The 15,456-nt window shown below is 68.4% G+C and carries 16 protein-coding genes; 11 read left to right on the top strand and 5 right to left on the bottom strand.

Going from position 1 to position 15,456, the window contains the following annotated elements; all coding sequences use genetic code 11:
• The first annotated feature begins 52 nt into the window (after positions 1 to 52).
• Complete coding sequence (locus tag KZC50_RS11265; RefSeq protein WP_310891743.1) at positions 53 to 343, top strand: DUF4193 domain-containing protein; 291 nt, start codon at positions 53 to 55, stop codon at positions 341 to 343.
• On the opposite strand, the gene KZC50_RS11260 is transcribed toward KZC50_RS11265, so the two are convergent.
• Positions 321 to 806, bottom strand: coding sequence for a DUF3093 family protein (locus tag KZC50_RS11260; protein ID WP_310891742.1), 486 nt, complete (start codon positions 804 to 806; stop codon positions 321 to 323). The two genes, KZC50_RS11265 and KZC50_RS11260, sit on opposite strands and share 23 nt — an antisense overlap.
• 12 nt (positions 807 to 818) lie before the next feature.
• Between KZC50_RS11260 and dut the strand changes: the two genes are divergently transcribed.
• The 5 genes from dut to dxs all read left to right on the top strand — a co-directional run bounded on the left by dut (position 819) and on the right by dxs (position 7,671).
• Complete coding sequence (gene dut, locus KZC50_RS11255; RefSeq protein WP_301132268.1) at positions 819 to 1,271, top strand: dUTP diphosphatase; 453 nt, start codon at positions 819 to 821, stop codon at positions 1,269 to 1,271.
• Entirely contained in the window at positions 1,268 to 1,864 is a 597-nt protein-coding gene (locus KZC50_RS11250) for a DUF3710 domain-containing protein (RefSeq protein WP_236969035.1), read from the top strand. Before dut ends, KZC50_RS11250 begins: the two co-directional genes overlap by 4 nt.
• A gap of 86 nt (positions 1,865 to 1,950) precedes the next feature.
• A complete protein-coding gene (locus KZC50_RS11245; protein ID WP_301132506.1) occupies positions 1,951 to 2,646 on the top strand; it encodes a DUF3159 domain-containing protein in 696 nt (231 codons plus the stop codon).
• A gap of 135 nt (positions 2,647 to 2,781) precedes the next feature.
• A complete protein-coding gene (locus KZC50_RS11240) occupies positions 2,782 to 5,616 on the top strand; it encodes an aconitate hydratase (RefSeq protein ID WP_310891741.1) in 2,835 nt (944 codons plus the stop codon).
• A 99-nt stretch (positions 5,617 to 5,715) separates the two neighbouring features.
• The gene (dxs, locus tag KZC50_RS11235; protein ID WP_310891740.1) at positions 5,716 to 7,671 is read left to right on the top strand and encodes a 1-deoxy-D-xylulose-5-phosphate synthase; all 1,956 of its coding nucleotides are present in this window, start codon (positions 5,716 to 5,718) and stop codon (positions 7,669 to 7,671) included.
• Positions 7,672 to 7,747: 76 nt separating this feature from the next.
• Here dxs and KZC50_RS11230 read toward each other — a convergent pair whose 3' ends face one another.
• Together KZC50_RS11230 and KZC50_RS11225 are read right to left on the bottom strand one after the other, a co-directional pair.
• On the bottom strand, positions 7,748 to 8,305 hold the full coding sequence (locus tag KZC50_RS11230) for an HdeD family acid-resistance protein (protein ID WP_310891739.1): 558 nt from the start codon (positions 8,303 to 8,305) through the stop codon (positions 7,748 to 7,750).
• 113 nt (positions 8,306 to 8,418) lie between these two features.
• Positions 8,419 to 9,339 (bottom strand): AEC family transporter, encoded by a 921-nt coding sequence (locus tag KZC50_RS11225; RefSeq protein WP_310891738.1) that lies wholly within the window; start codon positions 9,337 to 9,339, stop codon positions 8,419 to 8,421.
• Positions 9,340 to 9,433: 94 nt separating this feature from the next.
• On the opposite strand from KZC50_RS11225, the gene KZC50_RS11220 reads away from it, so the two are divergent.
• Positions 9,434 to 10,153, top strand: a complete 720-nt coding sequence (locus KZC50_RS11220; RefSeq protein WP_310891737.1) for a hypothetical protein — start codon at positions 9,434 to 9,436, stop codon at positions 10,151 to 10,153.
• A 567-nt stretch (positions 10,154 to 10,720) separates the two neighbouring features.
• Here KZC50_RS11220 and KZC50_RS11215 read toward each other — a convergent pair.
• On the bottom strand, positions 10,721 to 11,293 hold the full coding sequence (locus KZC50_RS11215) for a hypothetical protein (protein WP_310891736.1): 573 nt from the start codon (positions 11,291 to 11,293) through the stop codon (positions 10,721 to 10,723).
• A gap of 128 nt (positions 11,294 to 11,421) precedes the next feature.
• Between KZC50_RS11215 and KZC50_RS11210 the strand changes: the two genes are divergently transcribed.
• The 4 genes from KZC50_RS11210 to KZC50_RS11195 all read left to right on the top strand — a co-directional run bounded on the left by KZC50_RS11210 (position 11,422) and on the right by KZC50_RS11195 (position 15,039).
• Positions 11,422 to 12,579: a GTPase family protein gene (locus tag KZC50_RS11210; protein WP_310891735.1), complete on the top strand. Its 1,158-nt coding sequence runs from the start codon at positions 11,422 to 11,424 to the stop codon at positions 12,577 to 12,579.
• 7 nt (positions 12,580 to 12,586) lie between these two features.
• Complete coding sequence (locus tag KZC50_RS11205) at positions 12,587 to 13,066, top strand: YdeI/OmpD-associated family protein (RefSeq protein WP_310891734.1); 480 nt, start codon at positions 12,587 to 12,589, stop codon at positions 13,064 to 13,066.
• A 418-nt stretch (positions 13,067 to 13,484) separates the two neighbouring features.
• The gene (locus tag KZC50_RS11200; RefSeq protein ID WP_310891733.1) at positions 13,485 to 13,646 is read left to right on the top strand and encodes a hypothetical protein; all 162 of its coding nucleotides are present in this window, start codon (positions 13,485 to 13,487) and stop codon (positions 13,644 to 13,646) included.
• Positions 13,647 to 13,704: 58 nt separating this feature from the next.
• Entirely contained in the window at positions 13,705 to 15,039 is a 1,335-nt protein-coding gene (locus tag KZC50_RS11195) for an MFS transporter (RefSeq protein ID WP_301132280.1), read from the top strand.
• Between the two features lie 88 nt (positions 15,040 to 15,127).
• On the opposite strand, the gene KZC50_RS11190 is transcribed toward KZC50_RS11195, so the two are convergent.
• A complete protein-coding gene (locus KZC50_RS11190) occupies positions 15,128 to 15,388 on the bottom strand; it encodes a DUF6458 family protein (protein ID WP_053547465.1) in 261 nt (86 codons plus the stop codon).
• Positions 15,389 to 15,456: the final 68 nt, after the last annotated feature.

The raw sequence follows: 15,456 nt of genomic DNA, 5'->3' as shown, positions 1-15,456 counted from the left end.
CACGCACAGCGACCCACCCGAGAGAATCACCCGGAAGTAGAGACGTCCACGCATGGCCACCGATTACGACGCCCCCCGCAAGACCGAGGACGACAGCGAGTCGATCGAGGCGCTCAAGGAGCGCGTTCCCGACAAGATGTCGGGCGCGGTGGACGTGGAGGACGCCGACAACCCCTCGGGCTTCGAACTCCCCGGTGCCGACCTCTCCGACCTCGATCTCGACGTCGTCGTCCTGCCCCCGCAGCAGGACGAATTCACCTGCGCGAGCTGCTTCCTCGTGAAGCACCGCTCCCAGGTCGACCACGACAGCACCGACGGCCCTATCTGCCGGGAGTGCTCCTGACCTGCGCGTGACGGATGGCCGCCGCGAGGCGGTCCGGCGTCCGCGTCGACATCACCCACGACGGAGTCGGATCGTCGGGGTCCACGACGTCGACCGTCACCGTCGCATCGATCCCCCCGCGGATGAGATGCCAGGAGTCGCGTGCCAGACGCGCTCCGCGCGCGAGGCGCGCATCCTCACCCTCGTCCACCCGCGGGTCTGCCAGGTGATGGACCTCGATTCGCGCACGCCCCGCACGGAGCGCGCCGTCACGGACTTCGATCACCGGGGAACCGGCGATCATCAGTGCCACGACGGCCACACCGACGGCGAGCCCCGCGATCAGCGCGAGGGTCGTGTCGATCGGAACGAAGACCAGTGAGGCCATGGGGGCGACGACGGCCGCGGAGACGAGGATCCACAACGACGGCGTGAGCCTCTCGCGGTACACGCCTTCGCCGATGTTCTGTGTGTGCTTCTGCATTACCCTCGATGGGTGACTTCAACGGTGGACATCCCCATTATCGCGGCAGAGCCGCCGCGCTACGCGCACCCCGGCGATGCGGGGGCGGATCTCGTGTCCGCGGAGGCGGTCCGCCTGGACCCCGGACACCGCGCACTGGTCCGCACCGGCGTGCGGATCGCCCTCCCCGACGGGTTCGCGGCGTTCGTCGTCCCCCGCAGCGGACTCGCCGCCAAGCACGGCATCACCGTGGTCAACGCGCCGGGAACCGTCGACGCGGGGTACCGTGGCGAAATCATGGTCACGCTCCTGAACACCGATCGGGAGCACCCCTACGACGTCTCGGTCGGCGATCGCATCGCGCAGCTGATCGTCATGCCGGTCGCCCGGGCGCAGTTCCTTCCCGTCGAGGAGCTCCCCGACAGCGTCCGCGGCGCAGGAGGCTTCGGCTCGACCGGATACACCCAGGATGGAGAATCCCGATGACCGATCCCACTTCCGCCGGCGACCTGGTCCCGGCATCCGGTGACCGCGCGTCGGCCGGACCGTTCGACGAGAGCGAAGCGAACCCGGTCCGTCCCTACATCGACCTCGGCGGGATCAAGATCCTCCCGCGGGAAGGCCTGAACCTGCGGCTGGAAGTCGAGGAGCAGACCAAGCGGATCGTCGCGGTCGGTCTGGACTACGCGGACTCGACCCTGCAGGTGCAGCCCTTCGCCGCGTCGCGGTCCCAGGGACTGTGGGAGGAGACCCGCGAGCAGATCCGGACGCAGATCCGCCAGCAGGGCGGACGCGTCGAGGAGAGGGAAGGGCCGCTCGGACCCGAGCTCCTCGCCGAAGTCCCCGTCGTCGCGGGCGCCGATGGCGCCGCGGGCAAGCGCCTCGCGCGCTTCGTCGGCGTCGACGGGCCGCGCTGGTTCCTCCGGGGTGTCATCGGAGGCGCGGCGACGGCGGATGTCGACGCCGCCGCCAAGGTCGAGGACCTGTTCCGGTCGATCGTGGTCGTCCGCGGAGGAACGCCGATGCCTCCCCGCGATCTCATCCCGCTCCGCATGCCGGCGACCCCGGGCTCCGCGTGACCGATCCGGACCGCGACCCCCGCGTCGGCGCGACCGGCGACTCCGCTCCCGCGGACATCCCCCGCGTGGACGCGGGCGCACCCGGGATGACGCCGCCGCCGACCCCACGCGCCTCGGAGGTGCTGGGTGCCGCGCTGGGCGATGCCGCTCGAAGGGCCGGGCTCGATCCGAACTCCACCGAGGACACGCGGCACGCCGTGTGGAACGCTATGGGGGGCTGGCGCGGCATCCTCGAATCGGTCCTGCCGAGTCTGGCCTTCGTCGTCCTGTTCACCTTCACCCAGAACCTGGTCCTCGCCCTCGCGATCTCGGTGGGGTCGGCGGCGGTGTTCACCCTGGCGCGTCTGCTGCAGAAGCAGCCGCCCTCGGCGGCGCTCGGGGGCCTGATCGCAGCGGCTGCCGCTGCCGCACTCGCACTGTGGACCGGACGCGCAGAGGACAACTTCCTCTGGGGATTCCTGACCAACGGCGTCTACGGGGGCGCGTTCGCCGTATCGGCGCTGGTGGGGTGGCCGCTGATCGGCCTCGCCGCCGGGTTCCTGCTCGGCGAAGGCACCGCATGGCGCCAGGATCGGCGGAAGCGTCGGACGTTCTTCTGGCTCTCCATCGGGTGGGCGGCGCTCTTCGCCGCACGCTTGCTGGTGCAGGTGCCGTTGTACTTCGCCGGCGACGTGACGGCGCTCGGAACGGCGAAGCTCCTGATGGGGCTTCCGCTGTTCGCCCCGATGGTCGCCGTCACCTGGCTCGCCGTCCGTGCTCTCTACCCCGCACAGCCCAGGTGATACATTTATCTTGACATCAAGATAAATACGCTCCGCTCGTTCTAAGGCGAACCTCACTGGCAGCCGGGATCCGAGCAGAGGAAGATGGGGGAGCCGGCCCATCGGCCGTCCCGCCGCCGACGAAGGAGACATGACGTGTCCACGGTTGACAGCTTCGGTGCTAAGAGCACCCTGACGGTCGGCAGCACCGACTACGAGATCTTCCGCATCGACACGGTCGAGGGCTACGAGAAGCTCCCGTTCAGCTTGAAGGTCCTCCTCGAGAACCTTCTCCGCACCGAAGACGGTGCGAACGTGACGAAGGCGCAGATCCAGGCTCTCGGATCGTGGGATGCCGCGGCTGAACCGGACACAGAGATCCAGTTCACCCCCGCCCGCGTGGTCATGCAGGACTTCACGGGTGTGCCGTGCATCGTCGACCTCGCGACCATGCGCGAAGCTGTCACCGCCCTCGGTGGCGACCCCAAGCGCATCAACCCCCTCTCGCCCGCCGAGATGGTGATCGACCACTCGGTGATCGCCGACCTCTTCGGCCGCGAAGACGCGCTCGAGCGCAACGTCGAGATCGAGTACGAGCGCAACGGCGAGCGCTACCAGTTCCTGCGATGGGGCCAGACGGCCTTCGACGACTTCAAGGTCGTCCCCCCGGGCACCGGCATCGTCCACCAGGTGAACATCGAGCACCTCGCGAAGGTCATCTACGACCGTTCCGTCGACGGCGTCCTGCGTGCCTACCCCGACACCTGCGTCGGCACCGACTCCCACACGACGATGGTCAACGGCCTCGGTGTGCTCGGATGGGGCGTCGGCGGGATCGAGGCCGAGGCAGCCATGCTCGGCCAGCCCGTGTCGATGCTCATCCCGCGGGTCGTCGGCTTCAAGCTCACCGGGGAGATCCCCGCCGGCGTCACCGCGACCGACGTCGTCCTCACCATCACCGACATGCTCCGCAAGCACGGGGTCGTCGGGAAGTTCGTCGAGTTCTACGGCGAGGGCGTGGCATCGGTGCCCCTGGCGAACCGCGCCACCATCGGCAACATGAGCCCGGAATTCGGGTCGACCGCCGCGATGTTCCCGATCGATGACGTGACGCTCGAGTACCTGCGCCTGACAGGTCGCGACGAGCAGACCGTCGCGCTGGTCGAGGCCTACGCCAAGGCGCAGTCGCTGTGGCACGACCCGTCTCGCGAACTCGTCTTCAGCGAGTACCTCGAGCTCGACCTCTCCACGGTCGTCCCCTCCATCGCGGGGCCGAAGCGTCCTCAGGACCGCATCCTCCTGTCGGAGGCCAAGACGCAGTTCGAGAAGGACATCGTCAGCTACGCCGCTCCGTCCGTCTCGAACGACATCGTCGACCTGGAGTCGAAGCACTCCTTCCCGGCTTCCGACCCCGGCGCCGCCCCCGGCGACGAGGAGGACGAGACCCGCGAGGTCCACATCTCCAGCGGAGCCCCCGTGGAGGCATCGAACCCGGTGCGCGTGACCCCGCCGACCGGCTCCCCGTACACGCTGGACAACGGCGCCGTGACGCTCGCCGCCATCACGTCCTGCACGAACACGTCGAACCCGTCGGTCATGATCGCCGCCGGTCTCCTTGCGCGGAAGGCGCGCGAGAAGGGGCTGAAGCAGAAGCCCTGGGTGAAGACGACGCTCGGCCCCGGATCGAAGGTCGTGACGGACTACTACGAGAAGTCCGGTCTTGACAAGGATCTCGAGGGCCTCGGCTTCTACACGGTCGGCTACGGCTGCACGATCTGCATCGGCAACTCGGGGCCGCTCATCGAAGAGGTCTCCGCCGCGATCAACGAGCACGACCTCGCCGTGACCGCGGTCCTCTCGGGCAACCGCAACTTCGAGGGGCGCATCAGCCCGGACGTGAAGATGAACTACCTCGCGTCGCCGCCTCTCGTGGTCGCGTATGCGCTGGCCGGCTCGATGCACTTCGACTTCGAGACCGACCCCCTGGGTCGGGACGCCGACGGCAACGACGTCTTCCTGAAGGACATCTGGCCGGCGCCCGACGAGGTGCAGGAGATCATCGACTCCTCCATCTCGCGTGAGCAGTTCATCACGCAGTACGCCACCGTCTTCGAAGGCGACGCGCGCTGGAAGAACCTGCCCACTCCCACCGGGCCGGTCTTCGCGTGGGACGAGGATTCGACCTACGTGCGCAAGGCGCCGTACTTCGACGGCATGACGATGGACCTCACCCCGGTGAGCGACATCCGCGGCGCGCGCGTCATGGCTGCCCTCGGTGATTCCGTCACCACGGACCACATCAGCCCGGCCGGCAACATCAAGGCCGGCACCCCGGCGGCGCAGTACCTGACGGAGCACGGGGTCGCTCAGAAGGACTTCAACTCCTACGGTTCGCGGCGCGGAAACCACGAGGTGATGATCCGCGGCACCTTCGCCAACATCCGGCTGAAGAACGAGCTCGTCGCGGCGGTCAACGACGGTCAGGTCATCGAGGGCGGGTACACGCGAGACTTCACCCTCGAGGGTGGCCCCCAGTCGTTCATCTACGACGCGTCGATGAACTATCAGGCGCAGGAGACGCCCCTGGTGATCTTCGGCGGCAAGGAGTACGGTTCGGGTTCGTCGCGCGACTGGGCGGCCAAGGGAACGCGTCTGCTGGGCGTGAAGGCCGTCATCACCGAGAGCTTCGAACGCATCCACCGCTCCAACCTCATCGGCATGGGCGTCGTTCCGCTGCAGTTCCCGGCGGGCGAGAGCTGGAAGTCCCTGGGCCTCGACGGCACCGAGATCATCTCGATCACCGGTCTCGAGCAGCTGAACGAGGGGGTCACCCCGAAGACCGTTCGCGTGGTCGCCGAGCCGAGCGAGTTCTCACCCGCCGGCAAGGAGACCGTCGAGTTCGACGCAACGGTCCGCATCGACACCCCCGGTGAAGCCGACTACTACCGCAACGGCGGCATCCTGCAGTACGTTCTCCGTTCGCTCGTCTGATCCTTGAGGGAAAGGGCCGGTGCCGTCGAGGCCCGGCCCTTTTCCTTTTCCGGCCATTACACTGGGACGACCCCGCCCGGGGGCGGAAAGGAGCTCGCCATGTCGTTGCTCTCATCGATCGGCGGACCTCGTGATCTGGATGCACTGAACGAGGACCAGCTCGTCGATCTCGCCGACGAGATCCGTACATTCCTCATCGAGAACGTCGCGCGCACGGGTGGGCATCTCGGCCCGAACCTCGGCGTCGTCGAGCTCACGATCGCGATCCACAAGGTCTTCGACTCTCCCGAGGATCCGGTCATCTTCGACACCGGCCACCAGTCCTACGTGCACAAGCTGCTCACGGGGCGGCAGGACTTCTCGGGCCTTCGCGCACGCGGGGGGCTCGCCGGATACCCGCAGCGGTCCGAGAGCCCGCACGATGTCGTGGAGTCCTCCCACGCGTCCAGTTCGCTCAGCTGGGCCGACGGCGTGTCCCGCGCCATGACCCTCACCGGGCGGAAAGACCGCCACGTCGTCGCCGTCGTGGGGGACGGCTCCCTCACGGGCGGAATGACGTGGGAGGCGCTGAACAACATCTCCGACGACAACGACCGCAACCTCGTCATCGTCGTCAACGATAACGGTCGCTCCTATGCCCCCACGATCGGCGGCATGGCCCGCTATCTGAACCGCGTCCGGACGGGGGAGACCTACCGTCACCTCCGCCGCGGATCGGACGATCTCTTCCGCAAGCTGGGCCCGGCCGCCCGTGCGGTGTACCGCGGTGTCCGCGGCGGGACCCGCGGGTTCCTGTCGCGCTTCACGAACAACGGCGATCTGTACTCGAACCTCGACATCAAGTACCTGGGGCCCATCGACGGACACGACCTCTCGGCGCTCATCGAGACCCTCGAGCAGGCCAAGCGCTACGGCGCTCCGGTGATCGTCCACACCATCACCGAGAAGGGGCGCGGCTACGAGCCCGCCCGCAAGGACGAGGCCGACCAGTTCCACGCCGTGGGCAAGATCGACCCCGTTTCCGGCGTGGCCCTCGGCGGTGGGGGAGCGCCCGCGTGGACCGACGTGTTCGCGGAGGAGCTGCTCGCCGTCGGTGAAGACCGCTCGGACGTGATCGCCATGACCGCTGCGATGCTCCGCCCGACGGGACTCCTGCCGTTCGCTCAGAAGTTCCCCGATCGGGTCTACGACGTCGGCATCGCCGAACAGCACGCGGTGGCCTCGGCCGCGGGCCTGGCCTACGGCGGCCTCCATCCGGTCGTGGCGATCTACGCGACCTTCATGAACCGCGCGTTCGATCAGGTGTTGATGGATGTCGCCCTCCATCGCGCCGGTGTGACGTTCGTCCTCGACCGTGCCGGCGTCACCGGTCCCGACGGCCCCAGCCATCACGGCATCTGGGACCTCGCCATGCTCCAGCTCGTGCCTCACATCCGGATCGCCGTTCCGCGCGATGGCGAGCGGCTCCGCGAAGAACTGCGCGAAGCGGTCGCGGTGGAGGATGCGCCGACCGTCGTCCGCTTCCCTCGAGGAAGCGTGAGCGCGGATCTTCCCGCGATCGAACGGCTGCATGACGGCGTCGACGTGCTCGCACGCGGCGACTCCGAAGACGTCCTCCTGGTCGGCATCGGACCGATGGCGCACGTCGCTGTCGAGGTCGGCGAGCGGCTACGCGCCCAGGGCATCGGCGCCACCGTCGTCGACCCCCGCTGGGTGGTGCCGGTGCAGCCGTCGATCGTCGATCTGGCCGCCCGCCATCGGCTCGTCATCACGATCGAGGACGGCATCCGCGTCGGAGGTATCGGCACCCGTGTCCGCCAGGTTCTCCGCGAGTCCGGCGTCGACACGGCGGTCGACGAGCTCGGTGTACCGGACGAATTCATCGACCACGCCAGCCGCGAGCAGATCCTCGAAGATGCAGGGCTCACTGCGGCGAAGATCGCCCAGGACGTCGTGGCTCAGGTCGTCGGAACGCGCATCCCGGTCGCGCGGGCGTCCGCCGAGGCCGACGGTGTCGGCGACGTCCCGCACTGGAGCGACGCGCAACCGCGCTGACCACCCCGCGCACGAGAGGGCGGGTGGGGGGTGCCGATACGGCCTCCCCCCACCCGCCCTCTCATTCTCTTGCGCGTCAGATGGCGCCCTTGAACGTGAACGCCCGGATGATGTTGACCAGGCCGAGCACGATCAGGGAGATGCCGATCAGCCACCAGAGCACGACGGCACCCCAGATCGGCGAGAACAGCAGCACCAGACCGGCGATGATGCTCAGGATGGCGAACGCGATCGACCAGCCCTTCGATGCCGCGTCTCCGAGGGTCGACAACGCGACGATCCCCTCGACGATCCACATGATGCCGACGAGGATGCCGAGGAACAGCGCGAGCCAGACGGTCGTCTGACCGAGGTTGAACAGCGCGACGACGCCCGCGATGATGAACAGCACACCCAGCGCGATGTGGCCGACGCGCGCCCAGCCGCCCTTCGTCTTGGCGAAGATCCCGAGCCCCGCGTACACGAGACCGGCGACGATGGCGTAGATCGCGATGATGGCGGTGACGACCATTGCGGTCTTGCCCGGCCAGGCGAGGATGAGGATACCGACGATGACCGCGAGCACACCGCCGATTCCGAGCGCCGTGCGAATTCCGTTGACGGCCGACTTCTCGACCGTTGATTCAATGGACATGTCCGTCCTTTCTGAGAGTTCCCTGGGAAGGGTCGGTTGCATTGTAGACCCGCGGTCCAACGCTTTCCCTCAGCCGCGCAGGATGATATCCGTGTGTGACGCCGGGGGAGGGGTCACCCGAGGAGTAGCGTCACAGCCAGAAGCACGGGGATGCAGCCGATCGTCGTCAGAAAGACGGTGTCTCGGGCGATCGGTTCGCCGACGTCGTACCGCTGCGCGTAGTTGAACACGTTCTGGGCGGTGGGCAATGCCGCGAGCACGACGACGACAAGCACATCCTGCGTCGACAGCCCGAAGACGAACTCCGCCACCACCCATGCCGCGGCGGGCATGACGAGGAGCTTCAGACCGCTCGCGAGGATCACGTCGCGGCGGCGCCCAGGCGCGCCGAGCACGCGCTGCCCGTGCAACGAGATCCCGTAGGAGATGAGGAGCACCGGCACGCAGGCGTTGGCGATGAGGACCGCGGGCTCGAGGACGACCGGGGGAAGCGGCACGCCGCTGACGGAGACGGACGCGCCGAGTGCGGATCCCAGCACCAGCGGATTCGTGACCGCTCGAACGAGCGTGCGTCGCCAGCACGATCGCGCGGACGTCGCGGCATCCAGGATTGCAAGAGTGACCGGGGTGAACAGCAGCAGCTGCATGAGGATCACCGGCGCAGGGAAGGCGGCGCTCCCGAGGAGGTAGAGCGAGAGCGGGATGCCGATGTTGTTGGAGTTGACCTGTCCGGCCGACAGCGCGCCGATGACCGTCTCACCGACGCTCCGGCGCCAGATGGCACGCGCGACCACCGCGTGCAGGGCGATCACTGCGACGGCGGCGATCAGCGACACCGGGAGCAGGGCGGAGAACAGCGTGCGCACGTCTGCCTGCGCCAGCACCACGAACAGCAGGAAGGGGGAGAGGACGAAGAACGTCAGACGCGCGAGGACCGGACGCGCATGCTCTCCCAGGAGATCGATGCGGCCGATGATCCATCCGACGACGATCGCCACACCGACGACGACGAATCCCGTGAGCGACTCCCACACCCTTCGAGCCTAGAGAGTCGAGAGGTTTGTTAGGGTTGCCGCACGCTCCTCGCCCCCCACCAGCCGATTCTGAGCGCGGAGACACGAGATGACCATGACCGAGCCTGCGACGCGGCCCGCCGGTGCCGCGTCCTCGACCCGCATCATCGCGCGACGCCGTTCGCGACGGAAGCTGCTGTCCTGGATACCCATCACCATCGTGGCTCTGCTGTGCGTGGGATTCGTCGTCGCGGCGGTCGCCATGCAGAACTCCTGGTGGATTGACGCCGATCGACCGGCATCCGCCGATCAGGAGGCAGCGGACGGGATGTCGATCTTCACCGGCGCGGGGATCGATTACATCGGCCGCCAGGGCCTGATGAAGATCCGCGTCACGGAGGACGCGTTGCCTGCGGACGAGCTCGGCCTGCCCGCCGACGGCAGCGAGCGGTTCGAACCCATCGTGCCGGTCACCGCGATCATCCTGGGCGGGGACGGCGTGTTCAGCATGGACCTCGTCCGGTCCTTCACCGTCACCACCACCGACGGACGGGTGGATTCGATCGAGCTCTCACGCGTCAGCGATGGCGCGTGGCTCACCGTCTTCCCCTACCTGAATTCCGTGGCAGAGCGATGGGGTTTCACGGCGGCCGACGTCGCAGCCCTGCAGGACGATCTGACCGCCGCATCGCGCAAGGAGGGCGCCGATCAGTACTCCGCCGCGATCGAGCCCGTCCTGCACAACGGCGCGCTCTCGTCCGCCGAGATCACCGTCGACACGCCGTCATCGCAGGTCACGGTCACCTTCGAGGTGGCCGTCGCGGACTCCCCGTGATCACGCCGCCGTCCGGGACGGCGCACCCGGGCGGTGCGGACGACCTCGACGACCTCTCGGAGTGGATGAGCCATCCTGCGTCGCCTGAGAGCGATGCCGGAGGAACGGGTTCGTCCTGGACGGCACGGAGAAGTCCGACCCCGGGGCGCCCGCCATCACCGACGCCCGGATGGTCCGCCCCGCCCGCGCCTAACTCCTCATTCCCACTGGATGGAACCGGTTCCACATCGAGGGGACCGGGAAACCGGGCGATTCGAAGGAGTTGGGCCCGGCGCGAAGCCGGACATCCGACTCAGCTGCGTTCGGTGCAGCCCGGTCCGGCGCGCTCGGCCCGCCGCGGGCGCCCTGTGCCGAACTCCTCAGATCCGGCGCACCCGCGGCCGGGACGCCGCGGTTGCGCGGCACGCCGGGTCGAATCAGAGGAGTTCGGCACGACGGATGTCGACCCCGATCGGGGTCACCCCGAGAAGATCGTAATTGCCGATAATGCACATTATGTCAGCTTGTGGACGGCAGGCGGTCGCACACCACGCCCCCACCCACCGCCCTACCCGACAGGTGCGTGTGTCACGGGAGCGCTTTCGCCTGAGACCGAGCAGGGCTCTCTCCACTGCCTCGATCGTCGACGGGACGGCGCAGATGAGTCTTCGTGGTCATGATGTAGCCGACGGCCGCGATCGCGTAGAACACGAGATCGGCGGCGACCTTACCCACCAGCAGCGCCCAGAACGGCTCCGGCACGAGCCACAGGGCGACAGCGATCGCTCCGGGCCGCACGAGCAGACTGTCCAGCAGCTCGGCGGCGCCGAACTCCGCGGCGAGCAGCACGACGATGGCGGCGATCGCGCGCGCTCCCTTTCGGCCGCGCCGACGCTGCTCGACGAGGACCACCACCGCCAGGACTCCGTAGAAGCCGAGATTCTCACCGATCACGGCCGCCGCCGTGACCACGACGGGGTGCGCGCTGGTCTCCGCGACGGCAAGTCCGGCCAGGACCAAGGCGGCGGTTCCCGCGATCTCCGCGGGAAGATATCGGCGAAGCCAGAACCGGATGCCGATGCGACGAGACCCCGGATCGGCACGCGGCTCATCGGGCATCGCCGGGACCACTGCTCCGTCGACGCTCTGCAGGATCGGCATCCGTTCCTCCTCGTCTGACAGGAGTCGCCGAACGCGCGAGGTGATACGTCGCTGGGGACCACTCCCCCGATGGGCGCGTATGGTGTGGACAGCGAACACGCTGTTCGCGGAAGGACGTTCACCGCCCCATGTCAGCCGACTCCTCCCGGCAGAAGCGCGAGATCGATCAGCGCCCGTTCCTCGAGGCGACTTCGGAGGCGAAGTCCCGTTACGGGCGGTTCAATCTCGCGGTCATCGGCGGCACGGGCGTCGGCAAGTCCTCTCTGGTGAATGCGGTCTTCCAGCGCGATTGGGCCGCGGTCGGGAAAGGGCTTCCCGTGACGAAGGGCGTCCGCTACTACCACGACGACTCCCTCGGCATCTGGGACATCGAGGGCTTCGAGATCGGGTCGGCCGTGCCGCCTCGGGAGCAGCTCCGCAACCACCTGAAGACCATCGAGCAGCACCCGCGCAACGAGCAGATCGCCGTGGTCTGGTACTGCGTCAAGGCGAACGACGATCGCCTCACGCGCGCCGATATCGAGATGATCCAGGAGCTCGACGCGCGCGGACTGCCCGTCATCCTCGTGCTCACGAAGGTGGACTGGGAGCGCAACGCGCTCACGGGAAGCCGGCGCCCCACGAAGGGCACACGGGAGTTCATCTCCTGGCTCGAGGAGCCCGTCGACGAGAACGGCCAGCCGATCACGATCCCGTTCGCCCGGGTCATGCCCACCTCGACGCGCGAGAGAGATGGAAAGGGCACGGGCCACGGGCTCGGTGATCTCGTCGCGGAGACCCTCGCGCTGTCCCCCGCCGACGTCAAGGACGCGTTTCGCATCGCGCAGCGACTCAACCTCCCCTGGAAGCGCGAGATGGCGCGCCCGATCATCAACGGCGCCGCAGGACTCGCCGCCGGAGTCGCGGCGACGCCGATACCCGTCGGCGATGCGCTGGCCCTGGCGCCGATCCAACTCGGGATGATGGGGCGCATCGCAGCGATCTACGACCTCGAGCTGAAGACGATGATGTCCGCGGGCGCGCTCGCTCAACTGGGAGTCCAGATCACCGGCCAGGCTCTCGCGCGGAGCGTCCTGAAGCTGATCCCCGGCGCGGGGAACGCGGTCAACGCGAGCGTGGCAGCGGCTCTGACGGTGGCCATGGGCGAGGGATGGATGCGCCTGTGCGAGCAGGTCCACACCGGGAAACTCGACCTGGCGAAGGTCGGCGACTCGTGGGGAGATTACGTTCCCGGCGCCCTGGACGTGATGCGGAAGATGACGATGCAGCGGGTGGGGAAGAAGTAGGCCCGGTGTGTCAACCGACGAAACGCTCTGGGGAGAGCCGCACTCGATCGACGGGGTCATCGAGCCATTCCTGTGGGGTCGCTCTCGGTACACGATCCTCCGGATACCCCCCGCCCTCGTCAGCGCGGCAGCCCATGCTGGAACACGCCGGGTCGCCGGCCGCCTCGACGGCGTGGAGGTGAATCTCGCCTTGACGCGCGCGCCGGTCATCGACGACACGTTCGTGTGGACGGGCGCGTCCCTCCTGCGGCGGATGCAGCTCGAAGCGGGCGATCCGGTGCGCGGTGTGCTGGCACCGGTCGATCCGGACCACGCGCGGCTCCCCCACGATCTCGCTGAGGCGCTGACGGCGCGGGGCCTCGTGCACCGATGGGATGCGCGGACTCCGAGCGCACGGCGACGGATGCTGGTGCCGATCGAGTCGGCCGTCACCGACGCCACCCGACGGCGGCGCATCGCGGCCGCTCTCGCCGAGATCGATCGCTGACCCCCTCGTCACGAGCCCCGACACACCCAGCACATCCCCAGCGCCCACGGCCGACAACCGTCCTAGGGTGAACGCATGGCGGGACAGCGGTACGGCACGCGCATCGTCGCGACGGCGGGGACCCTCGCTGTCGTCGCGTACGCCGCGGTGGCGATGCTGCAGATCCTGGTGTGGAACCCTCTGGCGGCTGCACCGGGCCTCTCGCTGACGGAGATCCACGAGGCGATGTCCGCCGCCGGCGAGGGTGTCTTCGCCCCGGGGGTGATCGGGTTCCTCCTCGTAGGACCCCTCATCGCGGCGTTCCTGCTGATCGCCGCCCGGCGTCCCGATGCGACACCGACCGCGACGACGCTCGGCTATCTCGGACTCCTCGCCGCAGGCGCGGGGGGGGTACTTCCTCGCCTCCTTCGGCCCGGGGATGGCGCTCGCGGACACGTTCCTCATCGGCGGAGCGGATGCCGCACCCGCCGGGTGGATCCTCATCGGCGTGAGCACCCTGTCCGCGCTCACGTTCGCGGGAATCGGCGCACTGGTCGCTTTCCACGGGCGGACCGGACGCCGCGCGCTGCCCGCAACCTGACGCTGCAACCCCGACCGGCGGACGGGACTGGTGTGCGCGGCGGAGTAGCGTAGACACCGTGTCCTTCCGCGCTGCCCTCCCCCGCGCGGACGGCCCGGGATGGCGCGCCTGGCTGATCTGGGGTGTCGGGGTGGCGGCGTACATGCTCGCCGTCATCAACCGCAGCTCCCTGTCCGCCGTCGGTGTGGACGCGGCGGAGCGCTTCACCGCGGATGCCGCGACCCTGTCGATGTTCGCCGTGATCCAACTCGCGGTCTACGGCGGGATGCAGATCCCGGTGGGGCTTCTTCTCGATCGCTACGGGGCGCGGCCGATCATGACGATCGGGATGATCCTGATGGCGGTGGGGCAGCTCACCCTGGCCCTCTCCCCCAGCGTCGGCGTGGCGATTCTCGCCCGTGCACTCCTCGGCGCCGGCGACGCCGCCGTGTTCCCGAGCGTCCTCCGCCTCGTCGCCACCTGGTTCCCCGCCCAACGCGCGCCGGTCATGAGTCAGCTCACCGGGCTCGTGGGCCAGGCGGGGCAACTCCTCGCGATCGCACCGCTGGCGGCTCTCCTGCACGCCACGAGTTGGGAGATCGCCTTCGGCTCGATCGCCGGCCTCTGCGTGCTGTTCGCGATCCTCGTCGCCCTGCTCATCCGCAACCACCCGCCGGACCGCGCCGCGGACGTCTCGGTGAACACCGAGACCGGGGCGATCAAGATCGTTCGCTCGTCGGTCGACACCGGGGTCGGCATCCGTGCGGCCTGGGCGCATCCCGGCACCCGGCTTGCGTTCTGGTCGCACTTCACCACGCCGTTCGCCGGCACCGCGTTCGTCCTCCTCTGGGGAATGCCGTTCCTCACCGCCGGCGAAGGGCTCTCCCCCGCGCAGGCGGCGTCGCTCCTGTCGTTGTATGTCGTGATCGGAATGTTGATTGGCCCGCTGGTCGGCGACCTCTCCCGACGCATTCCGCATCTTCGCTCACGCGCGCTCGTGCTCCCCGCCGTCGGCATCCAGGCATTGGTGTGGAGTGTGGTGATCGCATGGCCGGGACCTGCGCCGATCTGGATCCTCTATGCCCTCGCGTTCGCCCTCGCGATGGGCGGCCCGGCGTCGATGATCGCGTTCGATCACGCGCGCACCCACAATCCGGCTCATCGCCTCAGCACGGCGACCGGCATCACGAATGTGGGAGGCTTCCTCGCCGCGCTCATCGCGATCTTCGCGATCGGTCTCGCACTCGACCTGCAGGGCGCGGGAACTCCGGACACCTACACGCTCGACGCCTTCCGACTCGCCTTCCTCACCCAGTTCCCTCTGTGGGCGATCGGCGCCACGTTCATCGTCATCGAGCGGCGCCGCACACGCGTGCACATCGGGTGGGATGATCCTCGGCCGAAACGACGCTGAGCCCCATCAGCCCTCCCGCCGCCGCGGAACGACGAAACCCCCGTGAGAGCAGTGCTCACGAGGGTTTCGTACAGTCGACGGTGCGGGGTCAGAGACCCGCGGCGTCGTCGCTGGCGCTGGTGGAGCGGCGCGTGACACGCTCTCCCCCGGCGGAATCGGTCGTGCGGGTGACGGAGTCGACCGACCGGCGACGCATCATCAGGACGAGACCGATGACGAAGATGACCGCGCCCGCGATCATGAGGATGTAGCCGATCATGTCCAGGTTGACCCACTGGACATCGACGTTGACGGCGAAGGCGAGGATGGCGCCGACGGCGAAGAGGAAGATTCCCGCTCCGATGCTCATGCGAGGTTCCTTTCCGGGGCCGGGACGTGCGCCCTCCCCTGTACGAGACGGATGTCGTCCCTCCACGA

Origin of the sequence: Microbacterium aurantiacum (assembly GCF_031625015.1) — a bacterium.
GTDB lineage: Bacteria > Actinomycetota > Actinomycetes > Actinomycetales > Microbacteriaceae > Microbacterium > Microbacterium aurantiacum.
Note: the sequence above shows the minus strand (reverse complement) of the source record. Positions and strands in the feature narration are given on the sequence as shown.